The organism is Mycolicibacterium obuense, assembly GCF_055397605.1.
Window position 1 is genome coordinate 4,149,635 of record NZ_AP043663.1, and the last position, 25,215, is coordinate 4,174,849.

Below are 25,215 nucleotides of genomic sequence, written 5' to 3' on the forward strand. Positions count from 1 at the left end.
CCTCAATCGCCACGTCAAAGGCGAGTTCTCGCACATGGGTTGACCGATGCGCGGCTGTCAGCTTACCGTGGAAAGCGCATTCCGAAGTGCAATCCACCGCCCTCTTGCGCAGCGTCGTCGACGCCGCGCCCCACGATGGAGCACGTTCCCATGACCACTCCCCGCAAGACCCTGCGCATCGCCATGAACGGCGTCACCGGCCGCATGGGCTACCGCCAGCACCTGGTGCGCTCGATCCTGCCGTTGCGCGACTCAGGACTGGTGCTCGAGGACGGTACGCGCGTCGCCGTCGAGCCGATCCTCGTCGGCCGTAACGCCGACCGTCTCGCCGACCTCGCCGCACAGCACGGGGTCGAGCACTGGACCACCGACACCGCCGCCGTCATCGCGGATCCGACCGTGGACGTCTACTTCGACGCCCAGGTGACGTCCCGCAGGGTGGAGGCGCTGACCGCCGCGATCAAGGCGGGCAAGCACGTCTACACCGAGAAGCCCACGGCCGAAACGTTGGTCGAAGCCGTCGAACTCGCCCGGATGGCCGAGAACGCCGGCATCGTGGCCGGCGTCGTGCACGACAAGCTCTACCTCCCCGGTCTGGTCAAGCTGCGTCGGCTGGTCGACGAGGGCTTCTTCGGCCGCATCCTCTCGATGCGCGGCGAGTTCGGTTACTGGGTGTTCGAAGGCGATGGTCAAGCCGCGCAGCGGCCCAGCTGGAACTACCGCGCCAAAGACGGCGGCGGGATCACCGTCGACATGTTCTGCCACTGGAACTACGTGATGGAGGGCCTGCTGGGCAAGGTCGAGGCGGTCACGGCGAAGACCGTCACCCACATCCCGACGCGCTGGGACGAGGCGGGCAAGGAGTACGCCGCCACCGCCGACGACGCCGCGTACGGCATCTTCGAGATCGCCGGGGGCGTCATCGCCCAGATCAACTCGTCGTGGGCGGTACGCGTGCACCGCGACGAACTCGTCGAGTTCCAGATCGACGGCACGCACGGTTCCGCTGTTGCGGGACTGCGGAATTGCGTCGCACAGCAGCGAGCACACACACCGAAACCCGTATGGAATCCGGACCTCCCGGCCACCGAGAAGTTCCGCGACCAGTGGCTCGACGTGCCGGCCAACGCCGAACTCGACAACGGTTTCAAGCTGCAGTGGGAGGAGTACCTGCGTGACGTGCTCGCCGAGCGGTCGCACCGCTTCGGACTGCTGTCAGCCGCACGCGGTGTCCAGCTCGCGCAGCTCGGCCTCGACAGTTCCGCACGGGGCGTGCGCCTCGAGGTTCCGGAGATCGTGCTATGACCGTCACTGCGGACACCACCGCACGCATCGCGCTTCCTCTCGACGGCGCGGTGCGTCCCTATCAGCTGTCCACGCCTGGTGCGTGGCGACGCCCCGATCAGCCGATCATGTCGCGGATCGCCTATGCCGCAGCGCACGTCGTGCCGAAGGTGACTGCCGACAACACCCCCGGCGCGCCTGCCGATCTCGACTGGGACGCGACGCTGGCCTACCGACACGAGCTGTGGTCCTACGGCCTCGGCATCGCTGACGCGATGGACACCGCACAGCGCGGCATGGGAATGAGCTGGCCCGCCACCGCAGAGCTGATCCGCCGCAGCGCAGCGGAGGCTGCCTCCGTCGGCGGTCGGCTGGCCTGCGGCGCGGGCACCGATCAACTCGAGCTCGCCGACATCCCCTCGGGGGCGGCGGGTCTGACCGCGGTTGCCGACGCCTACCGTGAGCAGATTGCCACTATCCGCGAGGCGGGCGCGCAGGTGGTCGTGATGGCGTCACGCGCGCTCGCAGCCGTGGCCACTTCTGCAGATGACTACCTCTCGGTGTATCGGGCGCTGCTGTCGGAGGTGGAGCGCCCGGTGATCCTGCACTGGCTGGGTGAGATGTTCGACCCGGCCCTGCGCGGCTACTGGGGAAGCTCCGACATCGCCTCGGCCACTGAGACATTCGTGCGCCTCATCGAGGAGAATGCGGATAGGGTCGACGGCGTCAAGGTGTCCCTGCTGGACGCCGAGCACGAGGTCGCGCTGCGTCGGGCACTCCCCGCGGGAGTCCGGCTGTACACGGGCGATGACTTCAACTACCCCGAGTTGATCATGGGAGACGAGCACGGACACTCCGACGCCCTGCTCGGCATCTTCGCCGCGATCTACCCCGCCGCGTCGACGGCCCTGCAAGAGATCGACGCCGGTGATCCGGTGCGTGCTCGCGAGATCCTGGACTCGACGCAGGAACTCGGCCGGCACATCTTCGAGACCCCCACGTACTACTACAAGACCGGCATCGCCTTCCTCGCCTGGCTCAACGGCCACCAACCGGGATTCGCTCTCGTCGGCGGGCTGGCCACCGGGCGGTCGCTGCCGCACCTGACGAGGATCTTCGTGCTCGCCGACCGAGCCGGCCTGCTGGCCGATCCCGACCGCGCGGCCCACCGGATGCGCGTGTTCCTCGAACTGAACGGGATCTCCCAGTGACCGGCACGGAGTTCGCCCGCCTCTCGCTGAACACCAAGACCACGAATTCGTGGACTCTGCGTGAAGCGGTCGAGGGAGCTGCGGCCGCGGGGCTGCCTGCGGTCGGACTGTGGCGCGACCGCGTTGCCGAGGCCGGCGTAGCTGAATCGGCCAAGATAGTGGCCGACAACGGTATTCGTGTGTCCAGCCTCTGCCGCGGCGGTTTTCTCACCGGGTTCGACGACGACGCACTCGACGACAACCGGCGCGCCATCGAGGAGGCCGCCGCACTCGGGGCCCCCGAACTCGTCATGGTCGTCGGTGGCATCCCCCACCGAGACCTCCCTGGGGCACGCGCACGTGTGGCCGACCGAATCGGCGCGCTGGCGCCTCACGCCGCCGCGTGCGGGGTCCGGCTGGCACTGGAACCTCTTCACCCCATGTACTGCGCCGACCGCGCGGTGATCTCCACGTTGTCCCAGGCGCTCGCCCTCGCAGAACCGCATCCGGCAGATGTCGTCGGCGTCGTCGTGGACACGTTCCATGTGTGGTGGGACCCGGAGTTGCCGCAGCAGATCGCCGAAGCCGGAAGGCAGGGCCGCATCAGCAGTTACCAGATCTGCGACTGGCTGGTTCCCATGGCTGCCGATCCGCTGATGTCGCGCGGCATGATGGGCGACGGGGTCATCGATTTCGCGTCGGTGACCGCCATGGTGTCCGCCGCGGGTTACCACGGTGACGTGGAAGTCGAGATCTTCAACGCCGACGTGTGGTCCGCCGATCCGCGCGGCGTCGTCGAGACGATGAAGCAGCGATATCGCGAGTTGGTGCTGCCCGGTCTGTCGGCGTGAGAGTGCTCGTCGCGCCGGACTCGTTCAAGGGCTCGGCGTCGGCGTCAGATGCCGCCCGCGCCGTCGCGGCAGGCTGGCGATCGGCGCGCCCGCACGACACCGTCATCGAACTACCGCAGGCCGACGGTGGCGAGGGGACGCTCGACGCCATCGCCGCCGCAGGGTCGTGGCGCAGCCACCGGGTGCGGGTCACCGGCCCCGACCGCAGATCCTTGTATGCACGCTGGATATGCAACGAAAACGGCTCTGCGGTGGTGGAACTCGCCGAGTCCTCGGGCATCACGCTGATGCCTGCCCTGTCGCCTGTGACGGCGACCAGTCGCGGAACCGGTGAGATGCTCGAGCGCGCGCTCGACTCCGGCGTTCACGACGTTCAGATCGCCCTCGGTGGATCAGCCAGCACCGACGGCGGCTTCGGCTTGCTGTGTGCACTCGGCCTGCGGGCTTTTGATTCACGCGGCCGGCTGTTGGACGACGCCACCGCCGGCGCTCTCGATGCCGTCGCCACCGTCGATGCAACCGGGCTGCGGCCACCTCCTGTGGGCGGGGTCGTCGCGCTCGTCGACACCACTGCCCCCCTGTTCGGTCCTCACGGAGCGGCTCACGTCTTCGGGCCGCAGAAGGGCGCCGGGCCCGCGGTGCGCCGATACCTCGACGATCGTCTGCGGCATTGGTCGGATGTGCTTGCCGCGGCGGGGTTCACGGCGGACCCGAGTACGCCGGGGACCGGGGCGGCCGGCGGGGTCGGCTATGCATTGCTGTGCTGGGGCGCTCGGTTCACCTCAGGCGCCGACCATGTGATGCGCAGGTCCGGTCTGCGCGATCGCATACCGGGTGCTGACCTGGTGTTGACCGGGGAGGGGCGATTCGATGACACGTCGCTCAACGGCAAGCTCGTCGGCCGGGTGCTTGAGGAGTGCGAATCGGCAGGGACCCCCGCGATGGTGATCGCCGGACAGGTCGGCGTGGACGCCCCCGGCCATGCGGTGTCGCTCGTTGATCTCGCGGGCACAGTCGACGCCGCACTGGCAGAACCGCTGCGGTGGCTGCGCGAGGCGGGCGCGGCGTCCGCCCGCCGCGAGTACTGACGGACTGCGGTTGGCGGCTACCGGCACTCGAGATAGCCGTACGGATAGTTTTTCGACGCTGTCGCTAGGTTTTGGTTTGCTGTCAAGGGGCACCCCTTCGGGAGGCGACGAGCGAAGCAGGTGACGCGGTGACCGACAACTCGACGGTGAGCCTTTCGACGGAGACCGAGAGCTGCGATCTGTGCATCGTCGGCGCAGGCTTGGCCGGGATGAACGCACTCGCGGTGGCGTCGGAATATCTGGGCCGGGGGCAGCGAGTGCTTCTCGTCGACCGTCGCCTACGCGTCGGCGGCATGTGGGTCGACACCTACCCGTACGTCCGCCTGCACCAGCCCCACCCGTGGTTCACCGCCGGCGACATCCCGTGGACCCAGGGTCACGACCGCAGACACCTCGCAACACGATCCGAGGTGCTCGACCATTTCACCCACTGCCTCGACGTCGTCCGCCAGCGGGTCACGGTCGACACCCTGTTCGGTTGGGAATTCGACGGTTTCACCGAATCCAACGGCATGGCCACGGTGCGCGTCAGTGCCGCCGACGGGCGCACGCGCACGATCACCACGCCACGGCTCATCAACGCGGCCGGCTTCGCCGTCACGCCGAACGATCCGCTGCCCGTTCAGTCCCACCAGGTGCGCTCGGTGTCGCCGAACTTCTGCGACGTCGACGAGATCGCCTCGGACGGTGCGCCGGTGTGGGTGATCGGCGGCGGCAAGACGGGGATGGACACCGCCCACGCGCTGATCACTGCCGACCCACACCGGGAGGTGTCGATGGTCGCCGGTTCGGGGACGTACTTCCTCAGCCGCGACGAGACCTTCCCGCGGGGACGCAGGCGGTGGTGGTCGGGCACCCCGGCGAGCGTCTCGGGAGCGCACATGCTGAGCCACTTCGACGGCACCAACGAAGACGAGGCCAACCGCTGGTTCCGGGACACCTACGGCGTGTGGCCCACACAGGGCGCCGACACCTACGTGCTGGGCATCATGTCGGCCGCGGAGAGCCGCGCCATCGCCGCGGGTCTGCGCGAAGTCGCGATGGACCGCTTCACCGACGTGGTCGACGGACCCGACGGTCCGGTGATGACATTCGCCAGCGGCCAACGCCGGACGGTCGCACCCGGCAGCTGGATCATCAACTGCACGGGTTATGTTCTGCGCGACGCCGGGCCCTATCAGCCCTACCTCTCACCCGGCGGATCGGCGCTGTCGATTCAACTTCGTTCGGCGACAATGCATCTGACGTCCTTCATGGCGTACTTCATGACGCACATGCTCTACCGCGATCGACTGGCGGACGCCCCGCTGTACGAGATGGACGCGATCGACCTGCGGGCGAAATCGAAAGTCATCCTTCCCTTCGGCATCCTGTGCCTGTCGCAGCACAACCTCAGTGTCATGTTCGAGCGGCTGCCGAATGCGGTGTTCCTGCGGTGCGGGTCCAACGTCGACTCCTGGTATCCGCTGACCCGCCAACTGCGGGGGTCCCTGACGTTCCTGCTCCGGCACCGGCGCGACCGCGACAATGCTCGGCGGACATTGGATACGTTGCGCGAGCGCTTCGATCTGCGCTGCGGCCCGCTGGCCGCGCCACACGTCAGATGAGCCTGACCCCGACCCACAGCGCGAGCACACTCGCCACCAGTGCGGTCGGCACAGTGAGGAGCCCCAGCACGGTGTAGACCCGCAGTTGCGGATCGGCGCCGGCTGCTGCAGATGCCCTGCGCCACAGCATGATCGCCAGAGATCCGACGTAGGTCAGATTGGGGCCGATGTTGACGCCCAGCAGCACCGCCAGGATCAGAGCCGGCGGCGCGTGAGTGCCGATCGCCGCCAGCAGCAACAGGGTCGCGGGCAGGTTGTTCACCAGGTTCGAGATGACCGCGGCGACGGCGGCCGCCACCAACAACCCCAGCAGCGTGGGTTCGCGCGGCAGATGCTCGGCGAGCGCACGACCGATCGGCCCGTCGGACACGGCGGCCACCACGACCGCCAGCGCGAGGACGAACCCGCAGAAGAGCACGTCCGCCGCGGCCAGCGTGCGACGCACCGTGGTCCGCCGGGCCCGCAGCGCGAATCCCGCCAGCACCACGGCACCCGCGGCCGCCACCCAACCCGGTGCGACCCCGACGAACCCGGACACCGCGAAACCGGCGAGCGTCAGTGCCAACACGGCCAGCGCAGCCGTCGGCATCGGCGGCGCCGAATCAACTCCCGTCGCTTCGCTCGTCCCAGTCACGTCGTCCGCCACAGCGGCCCGCGCCGCCCCCGGTGCGTCGGCCGGGGCACGCAGTTGCCGCGCGAAGAAGATCCGGAACACGACGAGCTCGGCGACGATCGACACGATCCACGGCAGCGCCATCACCGTCGTGAACTCCACGAACGTCAAACCCGTTGCGGCGAAGGCCAACAAGTTGGTCAGGTTGGAGACCGGCAGCAGCGTGGAGGCCGTGTTGGACAGGTGCGCACTGGCATAGGAGTGCGGCCGCGGGTCCATCCGCAGCGCCTGCGCCGTGGCGATGACCACGGGCGTCAGCAGCACGACCGTCGCATCAAGGCTCAGGATCGCGGTGGTCGCCGACGCCGCGACGAACACGAGGCTGAGCAGTCGCGTGGGAGATCCGCGCGATCCGCGCCGCAACTGATGGGCGATCCAGGCGAAGACGCCCATGGCATCGGCCAGATGCGCCAAAACCAGGATGGCCGCGAGAAACCCGACGGTGGGCGCCATGTCGGCGACCGCGGACCGTGCCGCGGGCCAGCTGACCAGTCCGGCCGCCACCGCGATCACGGCAGCCGGCAACGCCGCGGCGATCTCCGGCAGCCCGCGGGGTCGCACCACCGCGAACACCATCACGGCCGCCACCAGAGCGACCGACAACACGGTCGCACCGAGTCCAGAGATCATCGGTACTAGCCGACCGCGGTGGGTTCGGGTGCGACGTCGGAGGTCTCCGGCGGTTCGTCCGACGACGCACGCGTCTCCGGTACCGCGAGCACGAGCAGGATCAGAGCCACCACCGCGATACCCGTCAGCGCCCACATCGCCGCGCCGTACCCGGCGGCGGCGTCGATGGCGCCGGCGAGTGTGGGGCTGAGTGCGCCGCCGATGCCCTGCACCATCGTGGCCGCACCGAAGGCGATGTTGTACCGGCCGCTGCCGCGCGTCAGGTCGGCCACCATGATCGCGAACAACGCACCCTGCAGCCCCGCCCCGATACCGTCGAGGGCCTGCACGGCGATCACCTCACCCGGGTACTGCGCCAGGATGAACAGCACGCCGCGCACCGGGAGCACCGCAAAAGCCAGGACCATCAACGGTTTTCGGCCCCACCGATCGCCGCGGCGCGCCACGAGCATGGCCATCGGGATCATCACGACCTGCGCGACGATGATCAGGGCGGCCTGATACAGAGCGCCGTCGTTGGCGTCGCCGACAGCCAGCTTCTGGCCGGTGATGGGCAGCATCGCGCCGTTCGCGAGCTGCCACAGGCCCACGACGGCGGCGAGGATCAGCAGCGGGCGGTTGCGCAGCAGGACCCGGAAGCCCGATGGCTTGTCGTCGCCGTCGTCTGCGTCGTCCTTGGGCTTCATCCCGCGCGCGACGTCGTGGTTGATGAGGTTCGGTTTGATCAGCAGAGTGGAGAGCACGACGAAGATGCCGAACAGGCTGGCCAGCCAGAAGCCCATCCGCAGGCTGATGAGGTAGCCGGCCAGCCCGGCGACGGCCGAACCCACCACATTGCCGGCGTGGTTGAACGCCTGCATCCGACCCGTCTGCGCGGCGTAGCGTTTCGGCCCGACCATCCCAAGCGCGATGGCCGCGATGACCGGCCCGAGCACCACCCCGGCGATACCGGTCAGCAACTGGGCGGCGGTGACCACCGCGAAGGTCGGCTTCAGCGTCACGATGAACGTGCCGAACGACGTCAGCGCGGCGGCCCCGGCAAGCAGGGCCCGCTTGTACTTCGTGGCGTCGATCAGGGCGCCGGCCGGGGCGTTGAGCAGTAGCCCGACCGCGCCGCCGAGGGTCAGGATCAGGCCGATGTTGGCCGGGTTCCAGGTCTCCTTGTTGATCAGGTAGACCCCGAGGAACGGGCCCAGTCCGGCCTGGACGTCGGCCAGAAAGAAGTTGACCCCGTCGAGCGCCCAGAGCGATCGCCGGAGCTCGGGGCTGTCGGTGGTCACACCGGGTCCCCGGTCAAAGTCCACGAGCCGTAGCGGCGGGTGCAGGTTCCGTTGGGCGCCATGCCGTACAGAGCGACGTCGGTGAGCCGACCGCTGAAATCCGCTGCAGGGCGCAGGGTCGTCAGGTCGACGCGGCTGGTCTCATCGACCGGCCAGGTGAGCGTTACATGCGGGTTGAACCGGTCGTCCTGGTCGTCGGAGACATCGTCGAACCCGTAGGTGCGCAACTGCCGTACCCGCGCGGGATCGTCCGGGTCGGGGTCGTCGAGGACGGCCGCCAGCGGGTTGCCGCCGGGGTCGAGTTCACGAATCCGGCCCCGGCGCAACGGTTCCGCCGCTGCGATCACTGCACGCTGGACTGCGCGGAACTCGTCGGACCGGGCGAAGAACACCTCCGGGGCACCTTCGTGGTTGTGCCGGTATTCGACGGCCGAGGCCGCCACCGGCGTGACCGTGCGCGCGGCGCCGGCCACCGCCGCGGCGACCTCCGCCACCTCGGTGGCGTCGACGGCCATCATGAACAGCGAGATGTGCGGTTCGCACGGACCGTCGTCGCGGCCCGGGAAAGGCCGGCCGAGGCGGAACGCGGCACCGCCGGAGTCCGACATCGCATCGGCCAGTTGATTGCTGGTGGCCACCGAGAGATCTCGCAGTGGCGGCGGCAGGATGAGGACAACATCCACAGTGATCACGCTCAATGTCAGTTCCCCGTGTCTAGAGGCCGGTGGCAGGTGGACACGCGCCTTGTCTCGCGTGGGCTCGGATCTTTGCCGTCAGTGATGTTGACCGTGCGGCCTGAAGCCAACCTGAAGATGACGAGATGTCACCTGTGAGTTTGGCTGGCAGGTTGCTGTGAAAGGGATTGGGCGGCAGGGCGATCTGATACCCCACGCTGTAACGAGACTCCTGCGTCCATCGACTTCTCCTGTGACGGCTGTGGCCACAGAGACTGCAGCACGGAGATTCGCGGAGGACGCTGATGACGCGCCACAGCAGCTATCTGACCTCGTTCGCGCGAACACACTGCCTCCGGCTCCCCCCACCCACAGAGGACGCATGGAGCTGGCAGTTGCGGGGAAAGTGCCTCGGGTACCCGGCCGAGGTGTTCTTCCCGGATGGCCCCTCTCGAGCGGTGATCCACAGTAAGGAGAAAGCCGCCAAGAAGATCTGCCAACAGTGCCCTGTTCTCCAACAGTGTCGCGACCACGCGTTGCGCACACCCGAGCAGCACGGAGTGTGGGGAGCGATGACCGCCGGCGAGCGCGCGCGCCACCTTCTCCACCGGGCCGCTGTCTGAGCGATCGGGGCGCATGGCAAGTGCACAGCTAGCGTCGCCACGATGGGGGGATGCCGCCGCAGACGCCGACGCCGCCACCGTTGCCGCAACTCCCGGCTCCCGACTTCCACGAATTCCAGCGAGGGATCTCGCTGCTCGGCGGCTGGTTCCCGCCTACCGTCGAGATCCTCGCCGCCGTGGTGCTGATCGCCGTCATCGGCTGGCGGACCCGACGGTGGCGGGTGATCTGGGTGCCGATCTCGATCGTCGTCGGGGTACTCGTCGCGCTGGCGGCCCGCACCTCCATGAATTCCGAAGGGCTGGCCTCGGACCCGGCACCATTCGTGCTGTGGGTGTGGACGGCGGTGTTCGGGGCGACGGTCGCGATCGCGGTGCTGGGCTGGCGCAACACCAGATGGTGGCGTCGGGGGCTGTCCGTTCTCGCCATACCGCTGACATTGCTGACCGCAGCGATGTCGCTGAACCAATGGGTGGGCTACTACCCATCGCTGCAATCGGCATGGGGTGCGATCACCGCGGGCCCGCTCCCGCATGAGGTCGACGCCTCGGCGCTTCCTTCCCTACGCAACACCACCCCGGATTCGGGGAAGCTGGTGAAGGTCGATATTCCCGACACGGCAAGCGGTTTCACGCATCGGAGCGAGTACGTCTATCTGCCACCCGCCTGGTTCGCCGGTGACACTCCACCACGACTGCCGGTGGTCATGATGATCGCCGGAGAGTTCAACACCCCGGCGGACTGGATGCGCAGCGGCAACGTCATGCCGATCATCGATCAGTACGCAAGCCAACACCAGGGCCAGACACCGATCTTCGTGTTCGTCGACGTCGGCGGCAGCTTCAACAACGACACCGAATGCGTCAACGGGCCGCGCGGCAACGCCGCCGACCATCTCACCGAAGACGTGCGCCCCTACCTCGTCGCCCATTACGGCGCATCCGACGCGGCGATCAACTGGGCGGTCGTGGGTTGGTCCATGGGCGGCACGTGCGCGGTGGACCTGACCGTGATGCATCCGGACCTGTTCGGGACGTTCGAAGACATCGCGGGCGATCACGGCCCGACCGCGGGCACCAAGCAGCAGACGATCGACCGGCTCTACGGCGGTGACGCCACGCAGTGGGACGCCTTCGATCCGCGCACGGTGATGGCCGAGCACGGCCCCTACACGGGTGTCGCTGGCTGGTTCGAGGACACCGTCGCACCGGCGAATGCCGACCAACTGATGAAGACCGCCGGCCTGCACCGACCGCAGTCGAGTTCCCCGTCCGGATTCGGCGGCCATGACGGGGAACGCGACACCGACGAGCTGGGCGCGGCCGAGGACCTCTGCGCAGCTGGTCAGGCCGTGCAGATCTCGTGCTCCATTCACAAGGTCATCAGCTTCCACACCTGGCAGTTCGCCGAGCGTTCGTTCTCCGACGCCCTGCCGTGGCTCGCCGAACGGGTGCGGACACCCGGCACCATGGGGTCGTGAGAGCTCCCCCGCTACGGAACCAGTTCCTCGATGTCGTCGAGTGAGGCGTCGCGCGTCTCGCGCATCACCAGGAGCGCAATGAGGGTCAGCAACGCAGCACACAGCAGGTAGACGCCCACCCACGCCACTCCGTACGAGGTGGCCAGCCACGTCGCGACGAACGGTGCGATCGCCGCGCCGAGAATGCTGGAGACGTTGTAGGCGACGCCGGATCCGGTGTACCGCACGTTGGTCGGAAAGAGTTCGGGCAGCACGGCACTCATCGGTCCGAACGTCAGGCCCATCAACGTCATCCCGACGATCAGGAACACCAGCGTCGAGGTGGTCGTCGCCGACGCCGGGTCGAGCAGCAGCCCGAAGGTGGTGCCGTAGATCATGATCGCGACGGTGATCACCAGCAACGTCACCCGGCGGCCGAACTTGTCGGCCAGCCGTCCGGTGACCGGCAACATCGCTGCGAAGAACAGCACCGAGATCAGCTGCAGCTGAAGGAATTCGAGGTAGGGAATACCCAATCCCCCACCGGAGGCAGTCTTCTTGCCGGTGCCGAAGCTCAGCGCCCAGGTGGTGACGACGTAGAACAACGTGTAGGTGGCCAGCATGACGAACGTTCCGATGATCAACTGACGCCAGTGATTGCGGAACACCTCGGCCAACGGGGCACGCACCCGCTCCCCGCGCGCGATCGCGCGGGCGAACACGGGGGTCTCGGTCAGGCGCAGCCGGACGTAGAGGCCGATGGCCACCATGACAGCGCTCAGCAGGAACGGGATACGCCAGCCCCACGTCAGGAACGCACCGTCCAGGTCGGGGCTGGCGGTGTTGAAGCCCAGCCACAGCACCAGGATGAGGAACACGCCGTTGGCCAGCAGGAAACCGAACGGGGCGCCGAGCTGCGGCCACATGGCCGCCCACGCACGCTTGCCGGGTTGGGCGGTCTCGGTGGCCAGCAGGGCCGCGCCGCTCCATTCGCCACCGAGGGCGAGGCCTTGGCTGAAGCGCATGATCGCGAGCAGCGCCGGAGCGAGCAGCCCCACCTGGTGATAGGTGGGCAGCACGCCGATGAGGAACGTCGCGATGCCCATCACCAGTAGCGAGGCCACCAGCGTGGTCTTGCGTCCAATCCGATCGCCGAAGTGCCCGAACAGGATCGACCCGACGGGACGCGCGACGAAGGCGAGGCCGAAGGTCGCCAGCGATGCGAGCAGCGCCGTCGTCGGGTCGCCCTTGGGGAAGAAGAGGTGCGGGAAGACCACGACGGCGGCGGTGGCGTAGGCATAGAAGTCATAGAACTCGATGGTGGTGCCCACCATCGAGGCGACGACGATCCGCCTGCGGGGCACGCCGGCGACCAGGTCCGGTTCGCGTGTGGTCATGGGTGAACATCCTCGCACCCAGCGGGTGTTTCGAGCGTGTCCGGGGCGTGTCCGACCCCGTGGCTACTCTCGACGAGGTGGAGTCGTTTGCGGTGTCCCGGCAGGACGTGCTGGACCAGGTGTCGGGAATCGACGCCGCGCGCTACGCGAGGACGCGCAATTTCACCGATGGCGGCACGCAGATCTCGCCCTATCTCACCCGTGGGTTGGTGACGTTGCCTGAGGTCCGCGATCTGGTCCTCGAGCGCTTCACGCGCAGCCAGGCCTACAAGTTCGTCTTCGAGTTGGCGTGGCGCGAGTACTGGCAGCGGGAGTGGACGTTCCTCGGCGATCGCATCTTCAGCGACGTCAAGCGCCCGCAGCACCCCGTCAGCTCGCGGCGGATGCCCCGAGCCGTGCGCGACGGCGGCACAGGAATCGACGCGCTCGACGCCGCCGTCGGAAAGCTCTACGACACGGGCTACATGCACAACCACGCACGAATGTGGTTGGCGGGCTTGACATGCAACATCGGCCGCACCCACTGGTGGGAACCCAGCCTGTGGTTGTACTACCACCTGCTCGACGGCGATCCCGCCAGCAACAGCCTGTCATGGCAGTGGGTGGCGGGCACCAACAGCGGTAAGAAATACGTGCCGGCCCAGCAGAACGTCAACAAGTACTCACCGCTGACGCAGCACGACACCGTCATCGACCACGGTTACGGTGTGCTCGCCGAGATGGCGGTTCCCGACGTCCTCACCGAACGTGTGGAGCTCGACCTCAGGTGGACGCCGCCGCCGAGCGACGAGCCGATGGTCGACCCGGCCAAGCCCACGGTGCTCTACCACTCGTTCTGGCTGAACGCCGCATGGCGCCAGGACGTCGACGCGAACCGGATCGTCCTGCTGGAACCCAGCTGGTTCGACCGCTTCCCGGTCTCGCCGATGGTCACCGACTACGTGATGCGATGCGCGCGGGAGATTCCTGGCGCTCGCGTGATCGTGGCCGAGTTCGACGACCTCGACCTGGGGAACGACGTCACCTACATGCGGCATCCCTCGGTGCCGCATTGGCGCGGCACCGCCGACGAGATGCCGCGGATGTTTCCCGACGTGCCGGAGAAGTCGTACGCGTCGTTCACCAGTTTCTGGAAGCAGTGCGAGCGCACGACGCGGTAGGCGTGCGCGTCACCAGCGGTAGTCGAGGAACTTCCCGTCGAAGGTGACCACGACCCGGTCGCCGTCCGGATCCGCACGGCGCTTGATGTCGACCTTGAAGTTGATGGCGCTCATGATGCCGTCGCCGAATTCCTCATGGATCAACTCCTTGAGGGCGGGCGCGTAGACGGCGAGAGCCTCGTGGAATCGGTAGATGGTCGGATCGGACATGAGCGCGGGGTCGATGCCGCGGCTGGGTTGCAGCTGCAGGCTCTCGGCCACCGCACCGTCGAGGTCCAGCAGTGCGCACACTCGCTCGGCCTGCGCGGCCTGCATGGGGTGCTGCCCGAGCAGGGCGGCCACGCACCACACCAGGGGCGCGTCGATCTCCGCCGCGATATCGGACCAGTCGAGTTTCTTGCGGATGCGAGCGGCCTTGATCAGTTCCGCGGCCTCGCTTTTGGGCATGATCGGGGTCATCGAGCCTTCCGTCCTGTTGTCATCAGCGCGCGATCCTCGGAGGGCACTTCGACCAGTCGCGTGTCGCCGGTACGGGCGTGCGTGGCGAAAAGCGTCAGTCCCACGAAGGTCAGTCCCCCAACGAGATTACCGATCACCGTGGGGATTTCGTTCCAGATCAGATAGTCGCCGATCGAGAAGTCACCGCCGAGCATGAGTCCCGACGGGAACAGGAACATGTTCACGATGGAATGCTCGAAGCCCATGTAGAAGAACAACATGATGGGCATCCACATCGCGATGACCTTGCCGGAGACGCTGGTGGACATCATCGCCGCCACGACGCCGGTGGAGACCATCCAGTTGCACAGCACGCCACGGATGAACAGCGTCAGCATGCCTGCGGCACCGTGCTCGGCGTAACCCACCGTCCGGCTGTGCCCGATCTCGCCGAGCCGCTGGCCGACTTCGTTCGGGTCGACGCTGAAGCCGTAGGTGAACACCACCGCCATCATGAGCGCGACCAGGATGGCGCCGCCGAAATTGCCGACAAAGACCAGGCCCCAGTTGCGCATCATCGACCGGAACGTCACGCCGCGGCGCTTGTCGAGCATCGCCAGTGGGACAAGTGTGAAAACACCTGTCAGTAGGTCGAATCCGAGCAGATAGAGCAGGCAGAAACCGACGGGGAACAGGACCGCGCCGAGCAACGCGTTGCCGGTCTGCACGGTGATGGTCACGGCGAACGCCGCCGCGAGGGCGAGGATGGCGCCTGCCATGAACGCTCGAATCAGGATGTCGCGGGTCGACATCAATGCTTTCGACTCGCCGGCGTCGATCATCTTGCCGACGAACTCGCTCGGACTCACATAGGACATGGAGAACCTTTCGGGGAAGACCGTTGCCCCAGAGTTCCCCGACCGGATTGCCGATTCGCAACAGCGCGTGGACAGTCGTGTTGCCACCACCTCACAGCCAACACCCAGGTTGCGTGAGGGGCAGCGGGTCACTCCGCCCGTCGGGTCACGAGGCCGCCAGCGAATTACCCTCCCGCGGCGTCGACGTCGAACCGGACCCGGCCCCGATCCGGGGACGTAGCCCGTAGTCGTCGGGGCGCATCGTCATGTCGGCATAGCTGTCGAGATCCTGTTCGGTCCCCAACGTCAGCTCGACGGCCGTCTTCGCCTGGAACAGCGCGATAACCGCCTGCTGGTGATGGTCGGTGCCGAGGGAGGTGAGGGCCAGCGCCAGCTTGCGGTCGACGTAATCGACGGACCGCTCCAGGTCCGACTTCGCCGGCTGGATCGGGCGCGACTGCGATGCGGCGGCCGCGTCGATGCCGAGCCCGCTGTACCAGCGGTACCCGAGTGCGCCGAGAACAGCCGCGCACACCGGGATCACGACGATGATGCAGAGCAGGCCAGGGGTGCCGTCGAGAACGAGGGCACCGACGAATCCGAGGAGCAGCAGCGCGCTCGCCAGGAACAGCAGTCGCGCTGCCGGGGGCACCGCTGCGAGGGCGCGCCACATCTGAGCGACGATGCGTACGCCCGACCGTGCCGCGCGGCCCACGAGACTGGACAGCGATCTGGAGATCTTGACGACGCCGCGGCCCACATCGTCGACGTGCTGACGGGTGACCGGCGACTTCGGCATCGACCACGTGCGCGGCTGCGGCGCCGGGGTTGTCGCGCTCGGGGATTCGGCAGGCGCTTGGGCCGGCTCGGGTCCGGCCGCGCTGTCTGCGCGGGAGTTCACTGCCTCCGCCGGGACCGAAGCCTTCGTCACATCCGCATCAGAAGTCACAGGGGCATCTTCTCGCAAACGGTGCCAGAGGTCGCCTTGACGCGCCGTTGGCGGCCGGCTCGACCGGTGTCCGTGCAGTGGCCCTGTGGGGCAATCGAGCGCGGTGTGCCTGCTTCGCCGAATGTCTAGTGCGATGGGGTCAGCCGCGTGGAACCGGTCATGCGCCGCGTCGGCCGTGGGCGACGACGACGCGCCGCAATCGCATCCTGCTCGGTGAGGTACTCGACGAAGTGCGTGACGATCCACGCTGCGCCGCAAAGCGCCAGTGCGAGACCGAAACTCGCGGGCGACCCGAAGAGCATTGCGACCAAGGCGAACGTACCCGACGCTATGGCCACGACCATGGCCACTGTGTGGACGATGGCATATCGGCGTTGCCGACGAAGTGTTGGTGTGCTTGTTGTCATGTGACGTGCCTCCGTCACTAGCGATTCCCACGCGTCGGAGGCACTAAACAACATGATTGTGATTCGTTCGTGATTCGGGTGGTCTCAGAAGTCCCGCCGATCTCCGGCCTGGTACGCCGAAGCGCTGGACACTCAACCGGTTCGCCGACGTGACCGTTCAAGAGGCCGTAGGAATCGAATGTGATCCATGCCACACTGAAGTGTTGTCACGCTTGACCGGTTCCCTGAGGCGCTGGAGGTTTCCATGAGTGCAACACCCACCCTGAAGAAGGCCCTCAGCCAGCGTCAGCTGACCATGATCGCCATCGGCGGTGTGATCGGCGCGGGCCTGTTCGTCGGATCCGGTGTCGTCATCGCCGACACGGGACCCGGCTCCTTCCTGACCTACGGGATGGCGGGCGTGCTCATCATCATGGTCATGCGGATGCTGGCCGAGATGGCCGTGGCGAATCCGTCCACCGGGTCGTTCGCGGACTATTCACGCAATGCGCTCGGGCACTGGGCGGGATTCTCCGTCGGATGGCTCTACTGGTACTTCTGGGTGATCGTGGTCGGGTTCGAGGCCATCGCGGGGGCCAAGATCGTGCAGTACTGGATCGACGTCCCGCTGTGGTTGTCCGCCCTGATCTTCATGATCCTGATGACGGCGACCAACCTGTTCTCGGTCGCCTCCTACGGCGAGTTCGAATTCTGGTTCGCCGGCATCAAAGTCGCCGCGATCATCGCCTTCATCGCCCTCGGTGGGGCGTTTGTCTTCGGCCTGTGGCCGGACAAATCGGCGGACTTCTCCAATCTGACGAGTCACGGCGGTTTCATGCCCTTGGGTTTCGGCGCCATCACCGTCGGCATCGTGACCGTGATCTTCTCGATGGTCGGCGCCGAGATCGCCACCATCGCGGCGGCGGAATCCTCGGACCCGGAGAAAGCGGTCGCCAAAGCGGCCAACTCGGTGATCCTGCGGATCCTGATCTTCTATGTCGGCGCGGTTTTCCTGCTGGTGACCATTCTGCCGTGGAACGACAAGGGAATTGCCGCGTCGCCGTTCGTCGCCGCGTTCACGAAAATGGGCATTCCCTACGCCGACCACGTGATGAACGCTGTGGTCTTGACGGCGGTGCTCAGTTGCCTGAACTCCGGGATGTACACGGCGTCACGGATGCTGTTCGTCCTTGCAGCGCGTCGGGAAGCGCCACCGGCACTGGTCAACGTCACTCGTCGCGGTGTGCCGGCCAACGCCATCCTCGCCTCGTCGGTGGTCGGCTTCCTCTGCGTCATAGCCGCGGCCGTCTCCCCCGACACCGTCTTCGCGTTCCTGCTGAACTCCAGCGGCGCGATCATCCTGTTCGTGTACTTGCTGATCGCGGTCTCGCAAATCGTGCTGCGGTACCGCACCCCTGATTCGGAACTCCGCGTGAAGATGTGGCTCTTCCCCGTGTTGTCAGTGCTCACCGCGGTGGGGATCGTCGCGATCCTGGTGCAGATGTTCATCGACACCGCGTTGCGTTCCCAGCTCGTGCTGAGCCTGCTGTCGTGGGCGGTGGTCATCGTGCTGTTCGTCATCAACAAGTGGTTCGTCAAGAAACGCCCGTCCGAACCGGCGGAGGAGGCCCCCGCCGGTGCAGCGCACCGGGTGCTCGTCCTGGCCAATCAGACCGTCGATTCCGATGAGCTGCTCGACGAACTGCGCCGGATCGGCGCTGACAAGGACACGAGGTATCTGGTGGTGGTGCCGGCGAGCCCCGTCGACACGGGCGCCGCGGAGACGCACGGTCCGCGCGACGTCACCGAGGCAACGCAGGAGGCGGCCGCCGCCCGGCTCGACACCACGCTTGCCGCGCTGCGTAGCGAAAAGCTGGACGCACGCGGTGAATTGGGCGATTACCGGCCGCTGCGGGCGCTCGAGCACGCCGCTGAGGAGTTCAGTCCCGACCAGATCGTCATCGCGACATTGTCCCCCGAGTTCTCGGTATGGCACCGCTTCGACGTCGTCGACCGCGCCAGGGCGCACTTCACCGTTCCGGTGACCCACGTTGTCGCGAAATCCGCTGCGGCAAGCCAGGTCCGGCGATGACGATCCTCACGGGGTTCAGCTGGAGCGGGCACAGTCCGGCGCCGCTGCATCTCGCAGCGCAACTGTCCCGCTGCACCGGCGGGAAGATCGTCGCGGCGGCGGTCATCGAGCGGCCCTGGCTCCCCAATCCGATGGACAACGAGTACTTCAACCACATCGGCTTGCAGGCCGAGAAGGCACTCGAGCACGCCATCGCTCAACTGCCGCCGGGTCTGGATGTGTGGCCGATCGTGCACCAGGCCACGTCGGTACCGGAGGGTCTGACAGAGCTGGCCACGGAGGTGAAGGCCGACACCGTCGTGGTGGGATCGTCGTCGACGGGGCTGCTCGGCCGGATCGCCCTGGGCAGTGCGACCGACCGTCTGGTCCACACGGCGGAGATCCCGGTCGCCATCGCGCCGCGCGGCTATCCCGCTCACCCCGGGCGGATCGAGCGACTGACGGTGGCGTACGGCGGGCAGGCGGACCACGTCGGATTGGTCGCGGCGACGGCCGAACTGGCTGCGCGCTGGTCGGTTCGGCTGCGCATCGCGTCTTTCACCGTCCGACCGATGTCCGTGTTCAGCGGCTCGCTCGAACCCGGCGCCGACGACCTCGTGATCGCGCAATGGGCGCGGCAAACACGGGTGAGCGTCGCAGAGCAGTTGGAAGCGGTTCGCTCGGGCGTCGACACCGTCGAGGCCGACATCGTGATCGGCTCGGGTTCGACGTGGCGAGACGCCGTGGACGGCGTCGGGTGGGAGACCGGCGACATCCTCGTGCTGGGGTCCGGGGCGGCCGGCCCGGTGGCGCAGGTGTTCCTGGGTTCGGCGGCGGCACGCATCCTGAGGCACTCGCCGGTGCCGACGATGATCATGCCGCGGCGGACGGCCGCCTGACGGTCAGCGCACCATGTGTTCGCGGAAGCCGATCACCTCGTCGTCGGAGCCGAAGCCTGGCGATGCCACGACGGCGCTGTAGCCCGGGGGATGACGTAGCTCTCCACAGCAGTGCAGAGCCGCATTCGGCGGGAGATGTTGCGTCGTGCACGACCTCGTCGCTCAGGTAGGCCGGTGCGTTGGAGTAGACGATGAAGTCGAACTCCGGGACCTTGCCAGCGGCGTAGGAGACACTCGCGCCAGCTGGTAATGCCGCAAGACTCTACGTCGATCGGGTCCGTCAGCTGCAGAAACTTGCGTGCAGCAACGGCTTCGCGAGCGGAACCGACCACGGAGAGAGCGCCGCTGCAGGCGCCTATAACGTGCCCCCAGTCGGACTCGAACCGATTTGGCGGTGCAGATAAGTGATCCGAACCTGTTGTGATCAGCACAAACAGATGACCGTGGTTCACGGGAGTTATCTGTAACTGTGGGCAAGTTGTGGGCAGAGCGTGGGGGTGACGAACCGCAAGAACACGGTTATGGCATACCGAGGTAATTTCGAATTAGGCCGCCGAGAATCTTCACTCCCTCTTGCGTGCCGGCCTCACCAGCCCTAGTTAAGCCACCCATCGCCACCCTGCCCATGAATTGAGTGACTCGCGTACCCGGTCCGACCCGCTCGTCGAGCTCTCCCTCAGCCGCATCATCTTCCAGCGCTGCGCGAAGGTCTTCGATGTCTTCCTCCGCGAAGCCAAGTCCTCGGGCCGCGGCCAGGAGAGCGTCTAGGTCGCCTGCCGCCACATTGCCAATCTGAATAGCCCCGGGGCTGTCCACTGCGACGGTGTTTCCGTCGCCGTAGATGTAGGCGTGCACAATGTTCTGGACCGCGTGCTCATCTTTTAGATCGGCCCCCGGCTCGCCCGCCTCGGGAGCTACTCTCTCGATGTCGAGGGCCAAGCCCAGGACCCGCGTGCGAACCTGGTCAAGTACGGAGGTTATTAACGCGGGCGATACCACGCGGTGCGCACTCACCAATCCGTGCATTGGGGCCATCGCTGCCAGCTCCGGCAGCTTGCCCCTCTGTATCAGGAGATTGAGGTGGCCGATCACATCCGTTCCCCAGTTATAAGACAACGGACCGTCGTTCGCCGACAGCCGTTCCAACTCACTGACAGACTCACGGAATTCGATTTCGAAAGCTCCAACTTCCCGCAATACTTTCGGGAACGCCGACGGTGCCAACGGGGCGTTCCTGATCATGGAGCTGTACGGCCCGGACCAGTTGCTCAAGACCTGAGTTTGAAACGGTCCTCGGTAATCGGGCAAGTCCATGTCGTTCGGATAGCCGTGAAGCTCGTGATCGACCCACTTAGATAACGCTTGAGTGCCGGTACGCACACCGAGAACCTTGACCTGGCGGAGTAGCGACGCGATCGACACCGTCTCGCCCGTGGCCGCGTCGATGATCTCAGACAGCTTAGACACCTCTGCATCCTCTCACCGGCGACCGACAGAAATTCAGTCTCCGAGTTTGCCCTCTACGAACGACTTCAGCGGTTCGTGAATGGCAATTGCGTGGCCGCTGTTGGCGATCGACGTGGCCGTCCACGAACCCTTCACCGCCTCGATTGGACATGAAGTCAGCAGATTGACGATCGAAGGGTCTGCGGGGTAAGTCCGCATAGCGTCCTTCAACCGGTTTCGTTGATTCTCGGTGAGTGTCTCCCACCATTCCTTAAGTTGCGCCCGCTCTTGGTCGCTCGACACGGCACCCTCCTGACTCGATTCCTCATAGGCTAGGGCCTCGTCAACCTAGGGGGGAACATGTCGTTTGAATTTCCGGAACCAGCGCCGTGGTTTGCGGACTTACCACGTGACTCTCGGGGATTCTTCATCCTCGCCGAGATTGGATGGGAAGGGGGTAAACCAGCCTTCAATAAGTTTTCGGTCGAGCGAACCGTCGTCCTGGCGGTGAATCGAGCATGTGCTCTGTGTGGATACCCGATGCCGCCCGGCCACAACGTTTATCGCGCCTTCGCGCAAGGTGATGCGGCTCAAATTCGCGGCCACGAACGTGAACATGCCCATGACTTGGCAGGACCGCTCCATCGATCCTGCGTGTTCTACTCGGCAATAGTCTGCCCCTATCTCCGAGAACGAACGGCCCGGTTGGGCAAGGACAGCATGATCGCTCCTGGCGCCAAACGGGGGACGCTGGCCGCAGTATTCGGTTTTAAAGATCTCGGGTTGATGGTCCCACTACGGCTACCGCCGGGTAAGTTCCCTTCACCGAAAATTGCCTATTTGAAGCTGGACGAAGACATCAGGTATCGGGACGGCGACGAACTACGTGATCACTACGCCGCTGCGGTGGAAAGCGATGCCAACATCATCGACATGAAGGGCCCAAGGCTCTACTGGGCCGACTCCCCCGCAGAGTTTGATGCACTGAAGGCAGAATTCACGGAACTCGCGGGCGAGGTCGATAAGCGGACACCGATTTACGGGCCGACAGTCCTGACGGAGGGCATTGACAGTGGCATCGAATATATGACCCTTCCGATCTAGCGCCGTGGCGCGAACCGTTTCTCACAGCATTTCAAGTCTCTGCACTGCGAGGGCTCTCACCGGCGGTCACCGTCTGCGATCCGCTGCCGGAGGCACTCCCCACCCTGCCTGACCTGCGACTCCCATCGAACACGTCTAATCATCGGACTCTGGTCTGTCGGGTGGCGTGCTTCCTCGAGTTGCATCCTCGACAAATGACCTGGAGTTCGCCGTGGGGGTCGCCGCCGAGGGTGACTTCGGTGATGTGGTCGGCGGTGAGGTCGGTGGACGGGTGGGCGTCTCGTCCCCATCCGGGGCACCAGTCGCCGTGCTGGGCTCGGTGGGCGTCGACAGCGGCCCGACGCCGGCCGCGGTCGCGGGGCTCGGTGGGCTTGGAGCCGAACTGGCGGCGGTAGCGGTCGTTGGCGTGTCTGTGTTTGGTGCAGCGGCTTTCGATCTGCAGTTCGGGGCATCCGGGTTGGGCGCAGGCTTTGAGGCATGAGCGTGGCATGTAGGTGTGTCCTCGGTGGTGTTTACGGTGAGCACGGAGCGCAGGTACTGCTCGCACTGGTTTGCGGCGTGGTCATGGCGTCCTTGCCCTCCGTACCGTTGGAGGGTTTGACGCTCACGCGCTCACCGGGTCAGGGGTGGTGGGCTAGGAGCCGTCGACATCACCGATGCAGACGACAGCTGCTTCGTGGGGGAAGCCGTACCCGACTCGCATGGTGGCGCGGAAGCGCCGGATCACGTTGCACGAGAACGCGGTAACGGTGGGCGGTGACGTTCACCTCGGGACTCTGAAGTCCGGCAAGTCGAGGACGGTTGTGTTGCCCGCGTTCGTAATCGAGGAGTTGTCGAAAACGTGCCGCGGCAAGGCTCACGGCGACCTGACCTGGCCGGCCCGGGACGGCGGGTACCTCGGTCCACCGTCGTCGCATGCTTGGCTGTCGGGGGCCGTGGAGCGGTGCCAGGCAGCCGCGGAAGCGGCCCGGGCGAAAGAGGGTGATGAGCCGACCACCCCCGTGTTCCCTCGCGTGACAGCCCATGCACTCAGACATACGGCAGCCTCCTTGGCGATCTCGGCGGGCGCCAACGTCAAGGTCGTGCAGCGGATGTTGGGGCACTCGTCGGCGGCCATGACATTGGACGTCTACGCCGATCTGTTCGACGACGACCTCAACGGAGTTGCCGACAAGTTAGATGTGACTGTGGGCAAAATGTGGGCAGAACGGCCTACGAACGCGGTCTAGCCGCCTCCAATAATCCCTCTACCTGCGTCGTTACGAGTCAAGTCCCTGTGCCCCCAGTCGGACTCGAACCGACACTTGGCGGATTTTAAGTCCGCTGCCTCTGCCAATTGGGCTATGGGGGCGTCGCAGCTCAGAGCGTACTTTAGGCCGTATCAGCCTTCCTCTGACGTCCTGAATACCGCAGTGATACCGCAGTGCTGTCTATAGCCTTACCCAGCGCGTCTGCCACACCGCTCAAATCGTCGTTGAGTAGGTGCCCATAACGGTCGAGCGTCATGGCCGCCGTTGCATGCCCCAGGAGTCTCTGCACGACCTTGACGTTAGCGCCTGCACTGATCGCCAGTGACGCCGTGGTGTGCCTGAGGCCGTGAGGTACCAGCCCTTCGATGCCGACGTCTTCACACGCGTTGTCGAATGCCCAGCGGTACTCACCGAGTGGCAGGAACCCGCCCTTCCGACTAGGAAACACCAGCGCGTTCGGATCGGCAGGCAACTCAGCCTTGAGTTTCTTCCAGACAGGTTCGGGCACGGGCACGTGGCGATCCCGCTTCGTCTTGGTCGTCGACTCCACGATGCCCTTACCAGTGACCGCGGTTGCCGACGAGCGCACCGTCAGCACCCGATCCCCCACATGCCTGCGTCTCAACGCAACGGCTTCGCCGAACCGCAGCCCGCAGTACCCCAGGACCAGCGTCAGCGTCTCGAACCGATCCGCAGCCTTGGCCAGCACCAACAACTCGGCATGGCTCAGGTAGCGCCGCTCACGCTCGGCTTGCTCGGGAAGATCCTCGTCCCGCTTGATCTCCAACGCGACGTTCTTCGCCACCTTGCCAGTCCGTTGGGCGTATTTCAGGACAGCACCTACCAGCTGATGCGCTTGGGTGATCCGACTTGCCGACAAACCGGCTCCACGTTGCCCACCATCGACCGACAGCGACCCCAGCCACGTCGAATAGGACTCGTAGTCAAGCCTTTTCAGCGGAACACCATCCCACTTCGGCAAGACTACGGTGTCGAGCAACGAGCGATATCCTGCAACGGTTTTCGGCTTTCGGTGCTGTTTGGTGGCGAACCATTGCTCCGCCACCGACCCGAACGTCTCCGCACTCTTCCTCGGATCGACATACTCACCGCGCTGAAGGTCGGCGGTCAGGCCGTTGAGGTATGCCTGCGCATCCGGCTTGCGTTGGAAACTCTTGGTCCGTTCAGCGCCTGTGCTGTCGACCCATCTGACACGCCAGCGCGAGACCTTGCCGTATACCGCAGACCGCTCCGTACGCATCGCGCCGTCCGGCGCCTTGACTCGTTTGTGCCAGCGGTCGTCAATTCCCGCTCGCTCGTTCCGAGTCGTCATACGCTGAAAGTACCGCAGTATTCCGCTCCCCTCATCCGCTTCGTTGTCCGGAGGCCGGACTATGAGCCCGCCGAAGACGTCACGACCCCCGAGTCATTGAAAGGCTTTTCTTCAAGTGAATGTGGCTGTGGTCGTGGACAGACCGTCAAGTCACCAGTCACTGTTGGCTCAGGCGAACCGACCATAGCTGAGGAGTAATTTGATGGATTTGCTAGGAGCGAAGGAAGTTTCGGACATCACTGGAGTTCCGATGGGGACGCTGAGGTACTGGCGGCATTCGAATATTGGGCCGGCGAGTTTCACCTTGGGACGCCGAGTCGTTTATCGGAGGGCCGAGGTATTGCGCTGGATATCGGAGCGAGAGAGCGCAACCCGCCGCGGAGGCGGCGACGCCGCTTAGTGCCTGCGCACGAAAAAGACCTCGGGGACTAGCCGAGGCCTTCGTTCGAACCACCCGATCACGCCACACGGAAGTTCCTCATGAGAATAGCGCAGCATGCCCATAATCGACAGCACCACGGGCAGGAAATCCCTTGAGCGGCAGGGGGGAGGGGGACAAGAAGTCAGT

General features: G+C 65.9%; 24 protein-coding genes and 1 tRNA gene. 13 read left to right on the top strand and 12 right to left on the bottom strand.

Features of this window, described 5'->3' with window-relative positions:
- Nucleotides 1-150 precede the first annotated feature (150 nt).
- The 5 genes from ACZ50N_RS19790 to ACZ50N_RS19810 all read left to right on the top strand — a co-directional run bounded on the left by ACZ50N_RS19790 (nucleotide 151) and on the right by ACZ50N_RS19810 (nucleotide 6,020).
- Nucleotides 151-1,305, top strand: coding sequence for a Gfo/Idh/MocA family protein (locus tag ACZ50N_RS19790; RefSeq protein ID WP_464473592.1), 1,155 nt, complete (start codon nucleotides 151-153; stop codon nucleotides 1,303-1,305).
- Nucleotides 1,302-2,495 (top strand): dihydrodipicolinate synthase family protein, encoded by a 1,194-nt coding sequence (locus tag ACZ50N_RS19795; protein WP_464473593.1) that lies wholly within the window; start codon nucleotides 1,302-1,304, stop codon nucleotides 2,493-2,495. Before ACZ50N_RS19790 ends, ACZ50N_RS19795 begins: the two co-directional genes overlap by 4 nt.
- A complete protein-coding gene (locus ACZ50N_RS19800) occupies nucleotides 2,492-3,325 on the top strand; it encodes a sugar phosphate isomerase/epimerase family protein (RefSeq protein WP_464473594.1) in 834 nt (277 codons plus the stop codon). The genes ACZ50N_RS19795 and ACZ50N_RS19800 overlap by 4 nt, the downstream gene beginning before the upstream one ends.
- The gene (locus ACZ50N_RS19805; RefSeq protein ID WP_464473595.1) at nucleotides 3,322-4,413 is read left to right on the top strand and encodes a glycerate kinase; all 1,092 of its coding nucleotides are present in this window, start codon (nucleotides 3,322-3,324) and stop codon (nucleotides 4,411-4,413) included. Before ACZ50N_RS19800 ends, ACZ50N_RS19805 begins: the two co-directional genes overlap by 4 nt.
- A 128-nt stretch (nucleotides 4,414-4,541) precedes the next feature.
- Complete coding sequence (locus tag ACZ50N_RS19810; protein ID WP_464473596.1) at nucleotides 4,542-6,020, top strand: FAD-dependent oxidoreductase; 1,479 nt, start codon at nucleotides 4,542-4,544, stop codon at nucleotides 6,018-6,020.
- Here the strand turns inward: ACZ50N_RS19810 and ACZ50N_RS19815 are convergent.
- Genes ACZ50N_RS19815 through ACZ50N_RS19825 form a run of 3 tightly spaced genes read right to left on the bottom strand, consistent with a single transcriptional unit; the run spans nucleotide 6,013 to nucleotide 9,286 of the window.
- Nucleotides 6,013-7,323 (bottom strand): SLC13 family permease, encoded by a 1,311-nt coding sequence (locus ACZ50N_RS19815; RefSeq protein WP_464473597.1) that lies wholly within the window; start codon nucleotides 7,321-7,323, stop codon nucleotides 6,013-6,015. The two genes, ACZ50N_RS19810 and ACZ50N_RS19815, sit on opposite strands and share 8 nt — an antisense overlap.
- A gap of 5 nt (nucleotides 7,324-7,328) precedes the next feature.
- Complete coding sequence (locus ACZ50N_RS19820) at nucleotides 7,329-8,603, bottom strand: MFS transporter (RefSeq protein ID WP_046361631.1); 1,275 nt, start codon at nucleotides 8,601-8,603, stop codon at nucleotides 7,329-7,331.
- On the bottom strand, nucleotides 8,600-9,286 hold the full coding sequence (locus ACZ50N_RS19825; protein ID WP_464473598.1) for a hypothetical protein: 687 nt from the start codon (nucleotides 9,284-9,286) through the stop codon (nucleotides 8,600-8,602). The genes ACZ50N_RS19820 and ACZ50N_RS19825 overlap by 4 nt, the downstream gene beginning before the upstream one ends.
- A gap of 296 nt (nucleotides 9,287-9,582) precedes the next feature.
- On the opposite strand from ACZ50N_RS19825, the gene ACZ50N_RS19830 reads away from it, so the two are divergent.
- Complete coding sequence (locus ACZ50N_RS19830) at nucleotides 9,583-9,900, top strand: WhiB family transcriptional regulator (RefSeq protein WP_046361633.1); 318 nt, start codon at nucleotides 9,583-9,585, stop codon at nucleotides 9,898-9,900.
- Between the two features lie 50 nt (nucleotides 9,901-9,950).
- Nucleotides 9,951-11,378, top strand: coding sequence for an alpha/beta hydrolase (locus ACZ50N_RS19835; protein ID WP_464473599.1), 1,428 nt, complete (start codon nucleotides 9,951-9,953; stop codon nucleotides 11,376-11,378).
- Between the two features lie 11 nt (nucleotides 11,379-11,389).
- On the opposite strand, the gene ACZ50N_RS19840 is transcribed toward ACZ50N_RS19835, so the two are convergent.
- Complete coding sequence (locus ACZ50N_RS19840) at nucleotides 11,390-12,754, bottom strand: MFS transporter (RefSeq protein WP_464473600.1); 1,365 nt, start codon at nucleotides 12,752-12,754, stop codon at nucleotides 11,390-11,392.
- A 47-nt stretch (nucleotides 12,755-12,801) separates the two neighbouring features.
- Here ACZ50N_RS19840 and ACZ50N_RS19845 point away from each other — a divergent pair, with 47 nt between their 5' ends.
- Complete coding sequence (locus ACZ50N_RS19845) at nucleotides 12,802-13,914, top strand: FAD-binding domain-containing protein (RefSeq protein WP_464473601.1); 1,113 nt, start codon at nucleotides 12,802-12,804, stop codon at nucleotides 13,912-13,914.
- 9 nt (nucleotides 13,915-13,923) lie between these two features.
- On the opposite strand, the gene cynS is transcribed toward ACZ50N_RS19845, so the two are convergent.
- The 4 genes from cynS to ACZ50N_RS19865 all read right to left on the bottom strand — a co-directional run bounded on the left by cynS (nucleotide 13,924) and on the right by ACZ50N_RS19865 (nucleotide 16,508).
- Entirely contained in the window at nucleotides 13,924-14,373 is a 450-nt protein-coding gene (gene cynS, locus ACZ50N_RS19850; RefSeq protein ID WP_046361635.1) for a cyanase, read from the bottom strand.
- Nucleotides 14,370-15,230, bottom strand: coding sequence for a formate/nitrite transporter family protein (locus tag ACZ50N_RS19855; protein WP_046361636.1), 861 nt, complete (start codon nucleotides 15,228-15,230; stop codon nucleotides 14,370-14,372). The genes cynS and ACZ50N_RS19855 overlap by 4 nt, the downstream gene beginning before the upstream one ends.
- A gap of 145 nt (nucleotides 15,231-15,375) precedes the next feature.
- On the bottom strand, nucleotides 15,376-16,158 hold the full coding sequence (locus ACZ50N_RS19860; protein ID WP_464473602.1) for a hypothetical protein: 783 nt from the start codon (nucleotides 16,156-16,158) through the stop codon (nucleotides 15,376-15,378).
- A 125-nt stretch (nucleotides 16,159-16,283) separates the two neighbouring features.
- Complete coding sequence (locus tag ACZ50N_RS19865; protein ID WP_464473603.1) at nucleotides 16,284-16,508, bottom strand: hypothetical protein; 225 nt, start codon at nucleotides 16,506-16,508, stop codon at nucleotides 16,284-16,286.
- Nucleotides 16,509-16,809: 301 nt separating this feature from the next.
- Here ACZ50N_RS19865 and ACZ50N_RS19870 point away from each other — a divergent pair, with 301 nt between their 5' ends.
- Together ACZ50N_RS19870 and ACZ50N_RS19875 are read left to right on the top strand one after the other, a co-directional pair.
- Nucleotides 16,810-18,636 carry an amino acid permease gene (locus tag ACZ50N_RS19870; protein ID WP_464473604.1) on the top strand — a complete coding sequence of 609 codons (1,827 nt, stop codon included), beginning with the start codon at nucleotides 16,810-16,812 and terminating at the stop codon, nucleotides 18,634-18,636.
- The gene (locus ACZ50N_RS19875; protein WP_464473605.1) at nucleotides 18,633-19,514 is read left to right on the top strand and encodes a universal stress protein; all 882 of its coding nucleotides are present in this window, start codon (nucleotides 18,633-18,635) and stop codon (nucleotides 19,512-19,514) included. The genes ACZ50N_RS19870 and ACZ50N_RS19875 overlap by 4 nt, the downstream gene beginning before the upstream one ends.
- Before the next feature lie 519 nt (nucleotides 19,515-20,033).
- Here the strand turns inward: ACZ50N_RS19875 and ACZ50N_RS19880 are convergent.
- The gene (locus ACZ50N_RS19880; RefSeq protein WP_464473606.1) at nucleotides 20,034-20,981 is read right to left on the bottom strand and encodes an AbiTii domain-containing protein; all 948 of its coding nucleotides are present in this window, start codon (nucleotides 20,979-20,981) and stop codon (nucleotides 20,034-20,036) included.
- Between the two features lie 33 nt (nucleotides 20,982-21,014).
- Complete coding sequence (locus tag ACZ50N_RS19885; protein WP_464473607.1) at nucleotides 21,015-21,263, bottom strand: hypothetical protein; 249 nt, start codon at nucleotides 21,261-21,263, stop codon at nucleotides 21,015-21,017.
- Nucleotides 21,264-21,320: 57 nt separating this feature from the next.
- Here ACZ50N_RS19885 and ACZ50N_RS19890 point away from each other — a divergent pair, with 57 nt between their 5' ends.
- Both ACZ50N_RS19890 and ACZ50N_RS19895 read left to right on the top strand, forming a co-directional pair.
- Complete coding sequence (locus ACZ50N_RS19890; RefSeq protein WP_464473608.1) at nucleotides 21,321-22,064, top strand: hypothetical protein; 744 nt, start codon at nucleotides 21,321-21,323, stop codon at nucleotides 22,062-22,064.
- Between the two features lie 701 nt (nucleotides 22,065-22,765).
- Complete coding sequence (locus ACZ50N_RS19895; protein ID WP_464473609.1) at nucleotides 22,766-23,293, top strand: tyrosine-type recombinase/integrase; 528 nt, start codon at nucleotides 22,766-22,768, stop codon at nucleotides 23,291-23,293.
- Between the two features lie 48 nt (nucleotides 23,294-23,341).
- Here the strand turns inward: ACZ50N_RS19895 and ACZ50N_RS19900 are convergent.
- Together ACZ50N_RS19900 and ACZ50N_RS19905 are read right to left on the bottom strand one after the other, a co-directional pair.
- Nucleotides 23,342-23,415 (bottom strand) — tRNA-Leu (locus ACZ50N_RS19900).
- A gap of 20 nt (nucleotides 23,416-23,435) precedes the next feature.
- Nucleotides 23,436-24,647 carry a tyrosine-type recombinase/integrase gene (locus ACZ50N_RS19905; RefSeq protein WP_064280677.1) on the bottom strand — a complete coding sequence of 404 codons (1,212 nt, stop codon included), beginning with the start codon at nucleotides 24,645-24,647 and terminating at the stop codon, nucleotides 23,436-23,438.
- A 202-nt stretch (nucleotides 24,648-24,849) separates the two neighbouring features.
- Between ACZ50N_RS19905 and ACZ50N_RS19910 the strand changes: the two genes are divergently transcribed.
- On the top strand, nucleotides 24,850-25,047 hold the full coding sequence (locus ACZ50N_RS19910) for a helix-turn-helix transcriptional regulator (RefSeq protein WP_011856752.1): 198 nt from the start codon (nucleotides 24,850-24,852) through the stop codon (nucleotides 25,045-25,047).
- Nucleotides 25,048-25,215 lie beyond the last annotated feature (168 nt).